Annotated in this window: 13 protein-coding genes; 8 read left to right on the plus strand and 5 right to left on the minus strand. The window is 42.8% G+C overall.

Translation table 11 applies throughout. The annotated features are described in order from the left end of the window. Window positions 1-76: 76 nt before the first annotated feature. A complete protein-coding gene (locus HYN59_RS16160) occupies window positions 77-1483 on the minus strand; it encodes a sensor histidine kinase (RefSeq protein ID WP_108779268.1) in 1407 nt (468 codons plus the stop codon). Continuing rightward, window positions 1480-2157 carry a response regulator transcription factor gene (locus HYN59_RS16165; RefSeq protein ID WP_108779269.1) on the minus strand — a complete coding sequence of 226 codons (678 nt, stop codon included), beginning with the start codon at window positions 2155-2157 and terminating at the stop codon, window positions 1480-1482. Before HYN59_RS16165 ends, HYN59_RS16160 begins: the two co-directional genes overlap by 4 nt. Window positions 2158-2434: 277 nt before the next feature. Between HYN59_RS16165 and HYN59_RS16170 the strand changes: the two genes are divergently transcribed. The 4 genes from HYN59_RS16170 to arsB are packed head-to-tail and all read left to right on the plus strand — an operon-like array spanning window position 2435 to window position 4961. Beyond that, window positions 2435-2767 (plus strand): ArsR/SmtB family transcription factor, encoded by a 333-nt coding sequence (locus HYN59_RS16170; protein ID WP_108779270.1) that lies wholly within the window; start codon window positions 2435-2437, stop codon window positions 2765-2767. Between the two features lie 18 nt (window positions 2768-2785). Next, window positions 2786-3262, plus strand: a complete 477-nt coding sequence (locus HYN59_RS16175) for a DUF6428 family protein (protein ID WP_108779271.1) — start codon at window positions 2786-2788, stop codon at window positions 3260-3262. Window positions 3263-3279: 17 nt separating this feature from the next. Next, window positions 3280-3894: a low molecular weight phosphatase family protein gene (locus HYN59_RS16180; protein WP_108779272.1), complete on the plus strand. Its 615-nt coding sequence runs from the start codon at window positions 3280-3282 to the stop codon at window positions 3892-3894. Window positions 3895-3896: 2 nt separating this feature from the next. Then, entirely contained in the window at window positions 3897-4961 is a 1065-nt protein-coding gene (gene arsB, locus HYN59_RS16185) for an ACR3 family arsenite efflux transporter (RefSeq protein ID WP_108779273.1), read from the plus strand. Between the two features lie 76 nt (window positions 4962-5037). Here the strand turns inward: arsB and nhaA are convergent, their stop codons facing one another. Further along, entirely contained in the window at window positions 5038-6228 is a 1191-nt protein-coding gene (nhaA, locus tag HYN59_RS16190) for a Na+/H+ antiporter NhaA (protein ID WP_108779274.1), read from the minus strand. Window positions 6229-6276: 48 nt separating this feature from the next. Then, the gene (locus HYN59_RS16195; RefSeq protein ID WP_108779275.1) at window positions 6277-8484 is read right to left on the minus strand and encodes a bifunctional alpha,alpha-trehalose-phosphate synthase (UDP-forming)/trehalose-phosphatase; all 2208 of its coding nucleotides are present in this window, start codon (window positions 8482-8484) and stop codon (window positions 6277-6279) included. An 80-nt stretch (window positions 8485-8564) separates the two neighbouring features. Here HYN59_RS16195 and HYN59_RS16200 point away from each other — a divergent pair, with 80 nt between their 5' ends. Continuing rightward, window positions 8565-10364, plus strand: a complete 1800-nt coding sequence (locus tag HYN59_RS16200; RefSeq protein ID WP_108779779.1) for a glycoside hydrolase family 15 protein — start codon at window positions 8565-8567, stop codon at window positions 10362-10364. Window positions 10365-10368: 4 nt separating this feature from the next. On the opposite strand, the gene HYN59_RS16205 is transcribed toward HYN59_RS16200, so the two are convergent. Beyond that, complete coding sequence (locus HYN59_RS16205; RefSeq protein ID WP_108779276.1) at window positions 10369-12111, minus strand: APC family permease; 1743 nt, start codon at window positions 12109-12111, stop codon at window positions 10369-10371. 576 nt (window positions 12112-12687) lie between these two features. Here HYN59_RS16205 and HYN59_RS16210 point away from each other — a divergent pair. From HYN59_RS16210 to HYN59_RS16220, 3 genes are all read left to right on the plus strand, one after another. Further along, on the plus strand, window positions 12688-13734 hold the full coding sequence (locus tag HYN59_RS16210; RefSeq protein ID WP_108779277.1) for a mechanosensitive ion channel family protein: 1047 nt from the start codon (window positions 12688-12690) through the stop codon (window positions 13732-13734). A 335-nt stretch (window positions 13735-14069) separates the two neighbouring features. After that, window positions 14070-15578 carry a sensor histidine kinase gene (locus tag HYN59_RS16215; protein ID WP_108779278.1) on the plus strand — a complete coding sequence of 503 codons (1509 nt, stop codon included), beginning with the start codon at window positions 14070-14072 and terminating at the stop codon, window positions 15576-15578. 313 nt (window positions 15579-15891) lie between these two features. Continuing rightward, entirely contained in the window at window positions 15892-16647 is a 756-nt protein-coding gene (locus HYN59_RS16220; protein WP_108779279.1) for a response regulator transcription factor, read from the plus strand. Window positions 16648-16649 lie beyond the last annotated feature (2 nt).

Consider the following 16649-nt stretch of genomic DNA (forward strand, 5'->3'; position numbering starts at 1 on the left):
AGATATTAAAATGCAGTAACCCCGAATTACCACTAAATTCGGGGTTACTGCATTATACCATTGTCACTGGCTAGTGCTACTCCGGTTTTTCCTGCAACGGCGTATTAAAAATAAGGGTAACTGTAGTCCCGGAATCTTTTATACTGCTTATAGCAATCGATATATGCAGGAGCGAGGCAATTTTCCTAACGATGGAAAGCCCCAGCCCTGTCCCTTTGATGCCTGCATTTTCTGTAGCTTCTGCCCTGTAAAACTGGTCATACACCTTGTCTATATCATGTTCACCAATGCCAATCCCATTATCCGTGATAGTACACACTATTTTCCCATCTCCGGCATTAACTATTTTAATGGATAGGCTGCCATTATCTACAGAATATTTTATAGCATTAGACAGTACATTCTCTATTATAATTGAAAGCATTGAAGGATCCGAAAGGATATAAAAATGTTGCTCTACATCAAATAATACCCTGATGTCCTTGTCTTTAATCTTCGGGGAATACCGCTCTAATGCTTCCTGCATGATTTCGTCTAAAGCTACCTGCTGAAATGCGGAAGCTTTATCATAATTTTCAAAACGTGCCAGCATCAGCAACCTGTCTACCAGGTTATTCATCCTGCTTACTTCTTCAACACAATATTTTATTTTGCTAATGTATTCATCGGTATCCCGTGGCTTCCTGATAAGTACTTCCAATGTTCCTTTTATTATTGCAAGAGGCGTCCGTAATTCGTGCGATGCGTCTGCGGTGAATTGTTTTTCCCTGGCAATCGCATTTTCAATACGGTTGAGCAATTCATTTATAGTATCCGAAAGTATATAAAGCTCATCTTTGGTCTCCGGTAAGGCTATCCTTTGGCTAAAATCATTATCTGTTATTTTTCTTGCGGTATCTATGATATGTACCACAGGCTTTATACTGCGTGCCGCGATAAAGCGCGTAGCAAAGAATAAAACAATAAGGCCAACAGGATAGGTTAGGAACAGTATATATTTCAGGTTGTCCAATACCCTGGTTTCAGACTCTATCGACATTGCAATTACGGCATAACCCACCGTTTTACCTTTATAGAAAAGAGGGGTTTGTACCTTCCTCACCGGTATGCTGTCGATAAATGTATCTATATGGGTACCTTTTACAGCGCCTTCCGCCAGGACCAGATCACTATGCTTAAGGTTCGGCGATTTTTCCATCAGCTTTTTGTTTACATCATATATTTCAACAAAAACAGGATCCATAAAAACAGTTACATGCTCCGGTTCTTTCCACTCGCCTTCAGGCATGTAGGATATTACTCCGTTACTGGCAGTTACCTCGCTTTGGTGAATTTTTAGTTCCCGTTCAAGGTCTTCGTTGATATCATAGTTAACAGACCAAAAAACAGTACTGTAAATACTTATGAAGATGATAAGCATTAGTATAGCCACTCCAAAAAGGTTATACAATGAAATCCTGTTTTTAAAAGATGTTATTTTCATGACCCTGTGGTATCATTAACGATATAGCCTACGCCCCTAACCGTTTTTATACTATTATCATTTTTTTGCAGCCCGAGTTTTTTCCGGATCCCGTTTATAAAAACATCTATAATACCTGTGTCATAGTCAAAATGTATCTTCCATACATCCCTTATAATATCCTCACGGGTACATATTTTTCCTTTATTGATTAGCAGGTATTCCAGCAACATGAACTCTTTCTGGGTTAAATATACTTCGCTGCCGCCACTAAATATCTGATGTGTTGCCGTTTTAAGGGTAATATTTCCAAATATATAATCAGGCTTATCTGTTACATAGCTTCGCAACTGCACATTTATACGCACCAGGAGCTCTTCAAAGCTAAACGGTTTTTTTATGTAGTCGTTGGCTCCGGCGGTAAGCCCTTTAATGGTATCTTCAAGTGTATCCCTTGCCGTAAGGAAAATTATCGGCGTTGTTTTATCGGTAAGCCTTATTTTCATGCATAATTCGAGCCCTGTCATTTTAGGCAGCATCCAGTCAAGCAATATAAGCGAGTAAGAATGGCTACGGGTTTTATTGAAACCGGAGAGGCCGTCTTCGGCAATATCAACGTTATAGCCCTCTTCTTCAAGCCCCTGCTTAAGGAACTTCAGTATACCGCTTTGGTCTTCAACTACTAAAATATTCATGTAGGTACTGCTTTAAGCCTTAAAGTTACAAATAAAGTGAAATGATATTCTTACCGCTACTATTTCTGTAAATTATGATTGAATAACCTCAAATTTAGCACATCAAAATCCGATATTCAGGCTCCAAAATAATCTTAAGGCAATCTTAAGGTTCAGGCTAATATTCAGTTTGAATTCATTAGGATTGATTTGAAAGCCCCGGATTTCTAAAATAATTCAAAGCCGACTATTTAAAATTCAAAACAATATCGTAATATTGCAATATAAAAATATAATGATGGGCGCAACTAAAACGGACCACTTTACCGACAATCAAAATGAACTTGCCATTTTGGCAAAAGCACTGGGGCATCCGGCACGTATTGCAATACTTGAATACCTGATGAAAGTTGACACCTGCATTTGCGGTGATATTGTTAATGAGATGCCTTTAGCGCAGCCAACAGTATCACAGCATTTAAAAGAACTTAAGAATGCCGGCCTGATTAAAGGAAATATAGAAGGAAACGCGATATGCTATTGCATTAACGAAGCCGGCTTCGAGAAGATAAAAGGTTTCCTCGGGCATATCGCTGACTATACAGATAAGAAAAAATCAAGCTGCTGTTAAATACTCAATATAAATACTATGAAATTATCCGAAATCAAAAACCTGCTGGACACTATACAGCAATTGAGCTTTAAACTTCCTGATGGCAGTTTCGTGCCTGAAAACTTCCACGTGACAGAAGTGGGCCTCATCACTAAAAACTTTATCGACTGTGGAGGGACTATCCGCAAAGAAACAGTTGTAAATTTCCAGTTGTGGGAAGACTCCCACGATGAGGACCACAGGCTTAAACCAACAAAGCTATTGAAGATCATAGCACTGTCTGAAAAAGCTTTGGGTATAGAAGACTTCGATATTGAAGTGGAATATCAGCAAGGGACAATCGGGAAGTACGATTTGGGCTTTGATGGGCAGAGTTTTTTACTGTTGAACAAACAAACGGCGTGCCTTGCATCGGACCAGTGCGGCGTACCAGATGCAAAGAAGAAATTAAGGTTATCCGAAATTGGAGTTTCCGGCAACAACAGCTGCACTCCCGGAGGAGGCTGCTGCTAATTATATAAAGACATACTATGCTATATCCGGAAATTAACTCCATTATCAGTAGCCTAACATGCAATGGCCTGCCAGGAGATCGTAAAGTTATATTGCAACTTCTTATCAATTATATACAAACGAAGGTATCGCAAAAAAAAGAAGTCAGGCTCAATCTGATCTGTACCCATAATTCAAGAAGGAGCCACCTGGCGCAAATATGGGCGCAGGCCGCCGCGGCTTACTACCAAATACCTGATGTCTTTTGCTATTCAGGAGGGACGGAAGCAACCGCAATGTTCCCCGTTGTTGCACAAACGCTTCGAAACACCGGATTTAAAATACAGCAACTGTCTTCAGGAAGTAATCCGATATACGCGGTAAAGTTTGCGAAAAATGAACATCCGGTCATTGCCTTTTCCAAAACATATGATGATGAGTTTAATCCGAAAGAAGATTTCACTGCCATAATGACCTGCTCGCAGGCCGATGGGGGCTGCCCATTTATTGCCGGTGCAGAAAAAAGGATTGCCATTACTTATGAAGACCCCAAGACTTTTGATAATTCGCCCCTGCAATTTGAGAAATACAATGAAAGAAGCATACAGATAGCCACGGAAATGTTTTATGTGTTTTCACAAATAAAAAATTAATTATGTCTTCAACTGATTGCTTCCCTGTACCGGAAAGAAAAAGATTAGGGTTCTTGGACCGCTACCTGACATTATGGATATTCCTGGCCATGATTTTTGGCGTGGCCCTGGGTTATCTCCTGCCTTCAGGCAGCGGCTTCATTAATTCATTTTCAAACGGGACAACCAATATACCATTGGCTATCGGACTGATATTGATGATGTATCCGCCGCTGGCTAAAGTCAATTACAGCAAACTTGGCGAAGTGTTTGCCAATATCAAAGTGTTGGGAGCATCACTCCTGCTCAACTGGGTTATTGGGCCTGTATTAATGTTTTTTCTCGCGCTGCTTTTCCTTAATGGATATCCTGAATATATGATCGGTGTGATTCTGATAGGACTGGCCCGTTGTATTGCCATGGTCGTGGTGTGGAATGATCTTGCAGGTGGCAACCGGGAATATGCGGCAGGCCTTATTGCTTTAAACAGCATCTTTCAGGTGCTGCTGTATAGCGTGTATGCCTATATTTTTATTACCGCACTGCCACCCCTGTTTGGATACGAAAGCTTTGCCATAGATATCAGTATTGGTCAAATAGCACAGAGTGTTGGTATCTACCTGGGAATACCATTTGCATTGGGGCTAACGAGTCGGTATGCTTTAATTAAACTCAAAGGCATAGAATGGTTCGAGTCACGATATGTACCGTTTATTTCACCTGTTACGCTCATAGCCCTGCTCTTCACAATAGTCGTAATGTTCAGCCTTAAGGGAGAGCTCATTATACAGGTTCCTCTGGATGTTATCAGGATAGCTATTCCGCTAATCATTTACTTTGCAGTGATGTTTGTAGGAAGCTTCTTTATCGGGAAATTCTTTGGAGCAGATTACTCTAAAAGCACATCAATAGCATTTACTGCCACGGGAAACAACTTCGAGCTTGCCATAGCGGTGGCCATTGGTGTCTTTGGCATAAACAGCGGGCAGGCATTTGCAGGAGCTGTCGGTCCATTAGTTGAGGTACCGGCATTGATTGCGCTTGTAAACCTTGCTTTTTGGTTCAGGAAGAAATATTACCGGCAGTAGAATGGCTGATGCAGCTATCCCCGCACATTGATGTTGTGCGCCGGGCAGCAGTGGATATAAACTGAAATATACTGCGCTAACTTTTCCCGGTTGCAGCGCTTCTTTTTGCCGTGCTGGACTTTAAGATCAAATATCCCAGGACACCGGCAATTACAGAGGCTGCCAGGATCGCAAATTTTGCTGTTGTTTGTAAATTTATATCTTTGAAGGACAGCAGTGCTATAAAAATCGACATTGTAAAACCAATACCTCCTAAAAATCCTAAGCCGACCACATGTTTCCACGAAGTTTCCTCGGGGAGGCTCGAGATACCCGTTTTGACGGAAAGATAAGACATAATCAATATTCCGACAGGCTTGCCTATAAACAGCCCAATCAGGATCCCTAATCCAAGGTTAGTAGTCAAACCTTCCACCATTCCATCGGTAAACGTGATATTGGTGTTCGCAATTGCAAATATCGGCATTATAAGAAAATTTACAGGCCTGGACAGCGCGTGCTCCAGCTTTTCAAGCGGTGAGTCATAATCTTCCTCGTTGGTAGGTAATGTCAGTGCGGTAAGCACCCCGGCTATCGTAGCATGGATTCCGGAATGATGAATAAAATACCACATTACAATTCCCGGGATAATATAGGCAAACAGGTTTTTTACCCCCAGGCGGTTAAATATAATCTGCAAAGCGAAAGCCGCCCCGGCGTAGCCAAGGTAGGCAAAATGCAGCTCGGAAGAATAGAAGATGGCAATTACCAAAATGGCCATAAGGTCATCAACAATGGCAAGCGCGGCTAAAAATATTTTTAGCCCGGAGGGCACCCGGCTCCCTAAAAGAGACAATATCCCCAGCGCAAAAGCGATATCTGTAGCCATGGGTATACCCCATCCCTTCGAAGTATCCGTCCCGGCATTAAACAGGGCAAACAGAAGCGCCGGCACTGCCACCCCACCGATTGCCGCCAGCACCGGCAACGACGCATGCCGTATCGAGGACAGTTCACCTTCGACTATTTCCCGCTTGATTTCCAGTCCTACCAACAGAAAAAATATCGCCATCAGGCCGTCATTGATCCATAAAAGTATGGGGTATCGCAAATGGACGGTGTCATTTTCAAACCCTGCCTGTGTAGCCAGCAGGTCCGAAAAACCTTCAGCCCAACCGGTATTGGCTATTGTTAACGAAAGCGCAACGCAAAATAAAAGCAGTATGCCGCCCGCTGATGAAGAATGAAAAAAGCGAGCGAATATTTTAAGGTTGATGAGTTTTGCCATAGCTACAAAGTTACCATTTTAGCCTATAATTTACAAGCATTATAAACCTTACCGCGCCAGATATGACAGCAGTTTTCGAACCTCAGCCTGCTCGCTGACAAAGTTTCGGGCAGCCGTCTTCACATTTCCTACTTTAATAGTATAAGCAGTATCCGGTAATTCTTCAAACATAAATTCATCGGTCCAGTCATCACCTATGGCCATGATAAAGCCATAATCCTCATCCGCGGTCAGCCTGGCCGCTACCCTGCCTTTGCTGATGCTGCTGCTTTTTATCTCAAGTACCTTGTTGCCTTCGAGTACTGAAAGCGAGTTGTTGGCCAGCAGCTCTGTTAATACATGCTTAAGCTCCAGCGTTCGCTGTGCGCCCAGATCCCTGTCTGCCCGGCGGTAATGCCACGCAAGGGAAAATTCTTTTTCTTCTATAAAACTGCCGGGGGTGCTGTCTGTGAAATTTTCCATGATCGGTCTCACCTTTTCTTTCCAATCGGTTTTCAGCCGCTCTATTGCAGACCAGTCATGCCCCTTTTTTCGTAACCATACGCCATGGTCGGTAACTATAGTATAATTCTTATTGCCGAACCACTGTTCCAGCGTGGCACGGTCGCGCCCGCTGATGATCACAACTTCGGTGCGATCATCGGCTGCAAGGGAATCCAGCAATTCATATAGCTGTGCGTCAGGGGAAGCTTCCGACGGTATATTTTTGAACCCTACCAGCGTACCGTCATAGTCTAAGAGGAACAATCTCTTACCGGCGTTTTTATAATGTGAGGCTGTAGCGTCCATAAAATCGCTGCCGACTTTTACAGCTTGTGTTTGGGTGACCACATCTTTGGTCTCCTGAAGCGATTTGATAAAAGCTGACGACCATCGTTCCACATCATAGCGCGACACCCTCTTTTGCAATGCCTCCATACGTGATTGCTGTTCTGCTAAAGGCATTTCAAGCGCATATTTAAGGCTGTCGGCCACCTGTTCAAAATTGTTAGGATTAACAAGCAATGCTTCATGCAATTCTTTGGCAGCACCGGCCATCTCACTCAAGACCAGTACCCCGTCAGATTTCGTCCTTGTAGCGATATATTCCTTTGCCACAAGGTTCATTCCATCACGTATCGGGGTAATCAGCGCTACGTCCGAGGCAACATACAGGTCAATAAGGTCATCGAAAGGCATGGACCTGTAAAAGTACCAGATTGGGGTCCAATTTATGGTAGCCAGGCGCCCATTGATCCGCCCGACCAGTTCGTCGGTTTCCCGCTTAAGCTTCTGGTACTGCGACACGTTCTCCCGCGACGGTACCGATAGCATTACCAGCCTTACCTTGCCCTTGTATTCGGGATATTTTTCCAGAAAGTACTCAAAGGCTTTTATCCGGTTGGGAATGCCCTTGGTATAGTCCATCCTGTCAATAGAAAGAATAAGCCTGCTGTCAGCATAGGATATATTATGCGATTCTATATTTTGCATTATCTCTGACCTTGAGTTTACCGGCCGGCGTTCATGCTCTATAGCTGCGCCATGATAGCGGCCATAGTCGATACCCATCGGGAAAAAGTCGGCCTTTATGGTGCGCTCACCGTAAGTAATCTCATTGAACCGTACTTCAAGCCCCGCAATGCGCGTGGCTGTCGATATAAAATGCCTCACATAATCGTAAGTATGGAAACCCAGAAGGTCGGCCCCCAACATCCCTTGCAGGAGCTCATCACGCCAGGGACAGGTCCTGAAGAGTTCGTACGACGGAAACGGGATATGAAGGAAAAAGCCAATGGTAAGGTCGGGGCGCTTTTCCCGCAGCAGCTGAGGAAGCAAAAGCAATTGGTAATCATGTATCCATATGGTATCTCCCTGGCCTGCATTGGCAATTACTATATCTGCAAACTTGCGGTTTACTTCCTTATAACTTTCCCAATGCACCAACTCAAACTCTGTATATGCCTGAAAATAATGGAAGAGCGGCCACAACGCTTTATTGCTAAAGCCATAATAATAATTATCGAGGTCGTATTGTGTAAGCGGAACCCTTATGCATTTTTTTCCCCTCAAAGCCTCATCTACTACATGGTGGCGGCCCGCCGGGATCTCTTCCTCTGTGAGGCCAGACCATCCGATCCATATCCCGTTACCGTCGGCATGAACAGATTTCATCCCCGTAGCCAGCCCCCCAACACTCGATTTAACATTTAGTGTAATGTCATTGAAACTCAGGTCAACAGGCAGCCGATTGGAAATGATTATTGTTTTATTCATCTAAATTGCTTTGGATTAGTAATATGGTTTTAGTAAATTTAAAAAAATACAAGCGTTTGACCTACCTAAATCACGGTTTTATGACTAATTTAAATTATGGCATCATCGGCAATTGCCGCAGCGCGGCATTAATTTCAGATAAAGGATCAATGGATTGGTGCTGCCTCCCGGAATTCGACTCATCCTCAGTTTTTGCAAAGATTCTCGATGAAAAAGCCGGAGGGAGCTTCGGCATAAATGCGGCGGCGGACTACTCCATTACCCAACACTACATTAAACAGACAGCAATCCTCGTCACAGCATTCAATAACGGAAAAGATGCTTTTGAGGTCATCGACTTCATGCCGCGGTACCGGAAAGAAAATGGAGACTATCATTCCCCCCCGGAAATCATACGGTACCTGAAGAAAGTATCGGGGAGCCCCAAATTCAGCGTTCAGTATGAGCCAAAGCTCGAATATGCACAGGATGACACCAAACGCTATGTGAAAGAAGATTTCATCATCAGCGTTACCAACACAACAAAGTTTGATTCCTTGTTCCTTTATACCAACCTCAATAAGGAAGCTGTTGTCAACGGTACGGAACTTACCTTAGAGCAGGACAGTTTTTTGCTTTTGGGCTACAATGAGAAAATATTTAACCCTACCCTGGCCAAGATAGTCCTGGAGTTTGAACGCACCAAAACCTATTGGCTTAACTGGAGCGACCGCACAACTTCGTACGCAAAATATAATAAGCAGATATCGCGCAGTGCAATTACCCTGAAACTGCTCAGCTATGAAAAGACAGGGGCGGTTTTAGCGGCCGCGACCACATCACTACCCGAGACCATTGGCGAAGTGCGTAACTGGGATTACCGCTTCTGCTGGATCAGGGATGCCTCGATGGTGGTAAAGGTGGTTCACGAACTGGGGCATCATGAGATGGCACGGGATTACCTCCGATTTATCATTAATCTTATTCCCGACAAAGATGAAAAGCTGCAGATAATGTACGGGATAAATGGTGAAAAGAAACTGACTGAGGAAATACTTGGCCATCTGGACGGATACATGGGGTCTAAACCGGTGCGCATTGGCAACGCTGCCTATACGCAACGCCAGAATGACATCTACGGCATCCTGATGGATGTGATTTACCAGCAGCTTACGAACTTCAGCACTGACATTGAGAATGGCGAAGAATTATGGAATATTACAAAGGGGATCGTATGGGTGGTAGAGCAGCACTGGCAGGAACCTGATAAGGGAATTTGGGAATTCCGTACAGAGGAACGGCATTTTACCTTTTCAAAGATCTTATGCTGGACAGCAATCGACCGTGCTGTTAAAGTGGCCCGGATAATGAAGAAAACTTCTAAAATAGAAAAATGGCAGCCCCTTGCCGATGCAATCAAAGAAGATATACTGAAGCATGCATGGAGCGGCGAAGTACAGGCCTTTACACAATCTTATGGTTTGGACGATTTGGATGCATCTGTGTTATTAATGGAAAATTACGGATTTATTGATGCGATGGACCCGCGCTATGTTTCGACTGTGAAGGCAATACAACGCGAATTATGCAATGATGGGCTGCTTTACAGGTATAAGAACAAAGATGACTTCGGGCTTCCTTCTTCATCATTTACGATCTGCACGTTTTGGTTTATAAACAGCCTTTATAAGATAGGCGAGCGCAAAGAGGCTGTAAAGCTATTTGACAAGCTGCTCTCATACAGCAACCATCTCGGCCTGTTCAGTGAAGATATCGACTTTACGAGCAAGCGCCTTCTTGGTAATTTTCCGCAGGCGTACTCACATCTGGCGCTGATCGAGACAGCCGTCACAATGGCCGGCCTTACCGATGAAGAAGTCATAATGGATGCCTTGCGATAACAAGCTACATAATTAACCGTACACCTCCGAGTTCGGCCACGCGGTAAGAGAATTTATCGCTCGGGGAACCAATAAACATAAAGTTTTTCGGGATATTCCAATCTGTTGAAAGACGATCGATAAGCTCTGGCCCGAACGTGCCTGAAAGCTCTATGAATTCAATATGTATTTCAGGATAGGCCCTGTCGAGCACTTCCAGATCCGTCTTTAAGGCGGCATTGGAGTCACCGTCGTGCGCCACATTGACGATCTTTAATTTCCGGGTTGTTTCATTTTGCTGTACGTATTGCATCACCTTATTTAGTATGGCGACATCATCCCCTTTTGTAAAAAATACAAATTCCTGGGAATGTATCTTATGTTGCAACTTTCTAAGGTAGCGGTTACTTGCCACTGCAAACCGCCTGACGGGGCGATAGAGGTACTCAAGCGCATCAACACTCGTTTGAATGATGAGTGATCGGTTCAGCATAATGGCTATTAAAATAACCGCAGGTATCAGGTACTTTATGAACGTTTTGAATGCGTCTTCATTCAAAATGATGTTACCGGCAAAACCGGTTATAACAAAAGCTATAGCCAATACGACACTAATACCTTTGGCTTTTTCGGGCCGGGGCAGCTTTTTACGTTTAACTTTCAACAGAATATTACCAATCCCGAACATTGCCATCACAGCAAGGAAAGAAAATGTATAGACCCCTGCCAGTGATTCAATTTTACCTTGCGTTGCGAATAGAACAGAGATGCAAAGTATAAAGAAGGTGACGATGATCCGGTAGCTTGAGCCTTTTTTATTTTCATGGAGAAAATAATTGGGAAGCAATCTGTCAAGGGTGATCCGCTTCAACAGCCCGCTTACGCCAACGAAAGAAGTAAGGACTGCACCGCATAGCACAAGGACAGCATCTATAGAAATAAGCCATCCAAGCCACCCCCCGCCTGTAGTAGCGCCTAAATACGCCAGCAGCGATTCCTTATGTTCTCCCAACTGTACCAATGGTATGATTGCAATGATCAGCAGCGCTATGACGGGATTAAAGAAACTAACCACAACCCACATATTCCTAAGAGTCTTCCTGAATACCCCCGGCTTTTGCTCTTCCACAAAGTTCGCAGAACTCTCAAATCCCGAGATGCCCAGCATTGCTGCCGAAAAACCAAGAAACAGCGTAAAAATTATTCCTTTGGGATTTACAGGCAGTTCCCAGTTAAGGGATAAAGTAGCAGTGCCATTGGTTAATAGAAAATATACGGAGGCCACCACCAGCAGCGACAGCGACAGCAGGTGTATCAAAAATATGCATACTGCAACAGCGGCTGACTCTCCTATTCCCTTTATCGCCAGAATTGTAAAAAAAAGCAATACGATAGCAGTCGCAGGAATGACATCAAATCCCTGAAAAAGGTGGTGCAGATAATGCATTGCCTCGCTCGCAGAAATGACTGCTGTTGCCATGTAAGACAGTACGGTAAGTATGGCTGCAAGTGCTGCCACCCTTTTTGATGAGGTATTCAGAAGCACATTGTACGCTCCTCCGTTCAGGGGGAGCGCGCCAACAACCTCGCCGTATATCTTTCTAAAGAGATAGAGTACCAATGCAACAATTAATAATGAAACCCAGGCATACTGCCCCGCATATACTATTGTGAGGGCTGAAACGTAAAGGCAGGAGGAACTGATATCATTGCCGCAAATCGCAGTGGCCTGAAGCTCGTTAAGCTTATGAGGATCTCTTGAACCCATATTTATTTTAGTTTATTATAAAGTTACTACTTGCTTTGCCCCTGGCAGGTATTTCATTCTTAAATTTTTCTTAAAGGAGTATACAGGTGCTATAAAGTACAGTTAAATGATATTTGCAAAGGCAGCATCTGGAACCTTAGTAGTATAGTATATGCAAAATAAGAGCAATAGTCAAGCTGAGAAGGTGTGATAATAAATCGACTTAAAACAGAAAGTTGAATCGCTTTTCACGGTACAATTCCTTTGATATTCCTGCGCAACCTCATGGAAGCGGGTAAGAGAAGCTGCGCATCCTGGGTAATCAACACACCTCTATGTACAACACAGAACGTATTGCAAGCATGGCACTTTAAGAAAGTTTTGCGGTATTTTAAAGTTTCTTTAAGGGTATTGCATAATACTACCCCTAACTTTGTAAAATTGTTCCGGCAAACCCTGGCACCCACCTGGCGCATCGCGCAACTTAGTCTCCTAACTATAACATCTGAGGAATTTACATTCCGGCTACGGCTATATTTCTATTATTGGTGCTTTGCGGTTAGCCGCTATCGTTTAACCTTAAAATAGAACGCAAAAATGAATGACCTTTTTAACGCAACTTTTTTGGGCAACCCCGCAAAGGACTGGTTTATTGTAACAGGAATAATTACAGGGCTGATGATACTGCTGAAGGTTGTTAAACTTCTGGTTATACGGCGCATAAAAAAGTGGGCGTCAGGCACATCAACCTCATGGGATGACTTTATAATCAAAATGATAGAGCGTAATGTGCTTCCTATACTTTATGTAGCGGCCTTCTACTTCCCGCTGATGTCACTCGATTTTTCCGCCAGCGCCGCCAATATCCTTCAGGTCGCTTTTTTGATAGTCCTTACCTTTTTTATACTGCGCACCATCAGCGCCACATTTAAGAAATTTATATTCACCTTCATTAGCCGGGAGGAAGACAGTGAAACTAAGGAAAAGCAGGCCGCAGGCCTCATTGTGGTGGCAAACATCATTATTTGGGTGCTGGGAATTATATTCCTGATAGACAATTTAGGCTACAATGTGACGACCCTCATAGCCGGTTTGGGCGTGGGAGGTATCGCAATTGCACTTGCGGCGCAGGCTGTTTTGGGGGATCTCTTCAGCTACTTTGTCATCTTTTTTGACCGACCCTTTGAAATAGGAGATTTTGTAACCCTGGATTCCGAAGCCGGCGTGATTGAATATATAGGCATTAAGACTACGCGCATACGTACCCTTAGTGGCGAACAGCTCATTTGTTCTAATACAGACCTGACTAATTCCCGGTTGCACAATTACAAACGGATGGAAAAAAGGCGTGTTGTATTTAAGCTGGGGGTAACTTACCAAACGCCGCAGGAGCAATTACGATTAATTCCAGAAATCGTAAAAAGTATTATCGAAGCTACACCTGAGGTCCAGCTCGACCGTGGGCATTTTTCAGCTTTTAATGATTCCAGTCTGGATTTTGAATTTGTGTATTATGTCCTAAGTCCCGATTATACTATTTATATGGACCGACAGCAAAAGATTTATCTTGATATTGTCGCCAAATTTGAGGCAGAACATATTGATTTTGCATATCCTACACGCACTTTATTTATAGCGCAATAGGCACCCTACCCGATTTATCTTTTAAGCATTTTAGCGCAGGCAGCATTGGTAAATGGTATATACAGAATGCGATCCCGTGTACTTAAATATTAACATTTGTTCATAGAGATAATAAGCATTGCCGTACAAAACTACATTTATTACATCGTTTTAAATAATTGTCACCAACTACGCCTTTCAACAGTCGTTAAACTTCACTCAAAGTGACTAAAATCACTAAATTAAGGAAGGGTTTGTTTATCGAAAATGCGTTATCTTTGAACATAATCGCTCGGCAGGGAGCTTTTATCAGCCAGCGATTAACTCATTCCTGCTAAAATATTTTTTATTACCTAATGGAAATAGAACAAATATATCTGCTCAGGAGTGTTATCGACAATGCGCCTTATCCTATGGGAGTATATGTTGGAGATGACTTTACTATTGAGCTTGCAAACAAGTCGATGATAGCTACTTACGGAAAGGGTAATGATGTTATTGGAAAATCATACCGTAAGTTACTGCCTGAACTAAATGACCAGCAAATTTTTGATCAGATTGAACGAGTACGCAGTACAGGTATACCCTTTCACGCAAAAGATCAACGGGTTGATCTGGTCATAGATGGAGTGAGAAAGGTCCATTACTTCAATTACAGCTTTACTCCGATTTATACTCCTGAAGGGGCAATTTACGGGGTCATGAATACAGGTATGGATGTAACGGACCTGAATAATGCGCGGCAAAAAGTAATTGAAGGCGAAGATAAATTAAAGATGGCAATTGATAATGCTAATCTGGGTACTTACGAAATCAACTTCTCTGATAATTTTATACGCACATCAGGAAAGTTTAATGAAATTTGGAAGGTGTCGCCGCCAATTACAAATGACCACCTAATCTCAAAAATACATCCGGATGACCTAATTGTACGCCAAAAGGCTTTGGAGGCAGGAGAAATAGTTGGAAAAATGGATTATGAAGTCCGTATTATACATGATGATGGCTCAATTCGCTGGCTGCGGATTAATGCAATTTACCTGACGGATGATTATGATAATCGCGTTGGCTTATATGGCACTGTGCAGGATATTACAGAGGAAAGGGATTTTAGCAGGCAGCTGTTGCAACAGGTAAAAGAAAGGACAGAAGACTTACATCGTTCTAATGATAATCTCAGGCAGTTTGCACACGTTATCAGCCATGACATGAAAGAGCCATTGCGTAAAATTGAGTTTTTCAACAGCAGGATGCGCGATGAAGTTTTAAGCGGGTCAACAGAGGGTTTGAGATACAGTGAGAAAATCGCTAAATCAGCTACCAGAATGAACATGCTTATTGACGGGGTGCTTACTTATTCAAAGCATAACAAGGCCTTTTATAAAATCGAAACTGTTGATCTTAATGATGTGCTTAACAGTGTTACTTCAGATTTAGAGCTCACGATACTTGAAAAAAATGCGAATATAACTTCTGATGAGCTGCCTGCTGTACAAGGAGCGCTTATCTTATTAAATCAGCTTTTTTATAACCTTATTGCAAACAGCCTTAAGTTCAGCAGGCCCGGAATACCTCCTGATATTTGTATTACCCATAAATTTCAGTACCTGGAAGACGAAAATAAAGTGGTTTTATCATTTCGGGATAATGGGGTTGGTTTTGACCAGAAGCATGCTGCAAGAATCTTTGAACCCTTTACCCGCCTTCATTCACAAGACGAATATGATGGGACAGGGCTTGGCTTATCTCTTTGCCAGAAAATAGCAACCCGGCATCATGGTAATATAAGAGCGCATGGTATCCCTGGCGAAGGCAGCCTGATTGAGGTTTCGCTCCCCCTGAACCAATCTGTGATTGAGGTATAAATTGCCGGCAGTTCCGAAGCAGATTTTTACTCCTGGCTATTGCTATTAGCAGTGCTTTTTAATCTGTATTACCGTGTTGAGTATGTAAAAATCAATAAATTTCTTTCACCTCCTGTTATAATACTTCATACGGCAAAGTATTTTGTTATCGATTACAATATACTCCTAAAAAACAGTGAATTTACAGGTAAAACAAGTAAAATATTAACCTTTGTTTAGTAATATATATATTACAAAAAATATGTTAATATTGCCTAAAATTGACTAATTTTATGCGTATATTAAATAATCGCTACACGCCAGTCAATTAGAAATGTCATTTATAGCAATTATAGAAGATGAACCCCTCATCGCCAGGGATATACAGGATATTCTGGAAAAGGAAGGCCACGAATGTATGGCCGGCTTTAGCAATTATGAATCTGCCGTTGCGGCGATTGAAATGTATCCGTTCAACCTCATACTTGTAGACATCATGCTCCAGGGCAGGGACGACGGCATCCGCATTGGGGAATACCTGCATGAAAAAAAAGCAATCCCTTTTATTTTTATAACATCATTGCATGACAAGGAAACCCTGTTCCGCCTGTCAAAAATCTATGTCTTCGGCTACATAGTTAAACCCTTTAAGCCTGCAGATATAATAATCAATGTTGAACTTGTACTTCACCGATACAGGCATGTAAATAATGCGGCCACTACCCCTGCACCTGAAATTGCCGATGATGTGCCTTACCAGATACGAAAGGCAATTAACTACATACACGACAACATTTTCGAAAAAATATACCTGGACGACCTTGCCGCGCAAACACGGTGGAAAAAAAACCACTTTATCAGTATGTTTACGAAGACATTAAACATAACGCCGCACCAGTATATCCTCCAATGCAAAATCCGGAAAGCTATGGCGATGCTGAGCGCTGATGATGGTATTGCGGCTGCCGCAGTTGCCTTCGACCTCGGCTTCAAGAGCTATAGCTCTTTCAGCAAACTGTTTAAAAAAGTAGCCGGTTTAACCATAGAAGACTACAGAAAAAAGGAAATGCTGCGCAGGCACCTGCAATAGCG

This window comes from Flavobacterium album (assembly GCF_003096035.1).
GTDB lineage: Bacteria > Bacteroidota > Bacteroidia > Flavobacteriales > Flavobacteriaceae > Flavobacterium > Flavobacterium album.

Coding starts and splice junctions, on each gene's coding strand:
- HYN59_RS16160 (WP_108779268.1), bottom strand. CDS start 1,483: ATGAAAATAACATCTTTTAAAAACAGGATTTCATTGTATAACCTTTTT.
- HYN59_RS16165 (WP_108779269.1), bottom strand. CDS start 2,157: ATGAATATTTTAGTAGTTGAAGACCAAAGCGGTATACTGAAGTTCCTT.
- HYN59_RS16170 (WP_108779270.1), top strand. CDS start 2,435: ATGGGCGCAACTAAAACGGACCACTTTACCGACAATCAAAATGAACTT.
- HYN59_RS16175 (WP_108779271.1), top strand. CDS start 2,786: ATGAAATTATCCGAAATCAAAAACCTGCTGGACACTATACAGCAATTG.
- HYN59_RS16180 (WP_108779272.1), top strand. CDS start 3,280: ATGCTATATCCGGAAATTAACTCCATTATCAGTAGCCTAACATGCAAT.
- arsB (WP_108779273.1), top strand. CDS start 3,897: ATGTCTTCAACTGATTGCTTCCCTGTACCGGAAAGAAAAAGATTAGGG.
- nhaA (WP_108779274.1), bottom strand. CDS start 6,228: ATGGCAAAACTCATCAACCTTAAAATATTCGCTCGCTTTTTTCATTCT.
- HYN59_RS16195 (WP_108779275.1), bottom strand. CDS start 8,484: ATGAATAAAACAATAATCATTTCCAATCGGCTGCCTGTTGACCTGAGT.
- HYN59_RS16200 (WP_108779779.1), top strand. CDS start 8,565: ATGACTAATTTAAATTATGGCATCATCGGCAATTGCCGCAGCGCGGCA.
- HYN59_RS16205 (WP_108779276.1), bottom strand. CDS start 12,111: ATGGGTTCAAGAGATCCTCATAAGCTTAACGAGCTTCAGGCCACTGCG.
- HYN59_RS16210 (WP_108779277.1), top strand. CDS start 12,688: ATGAATGACCTTTTTAACGCAACTTTTTTGGGCAACCCCGCAAAGGAC.
- HYN59_RS16215 (WP_108779278.1), top strand. CDS start 14,070: ATGGAAATAGAACAAATATATCTGCTCAGGAGTGTTATCGACAATGCG.
- HYN59_RS16220 (WP_108779279.1), top strand. CDS start 15,892: ATGTCATTTATAGCAATTATAGAAGATGAACCCCTCATCGCCAGGGAT.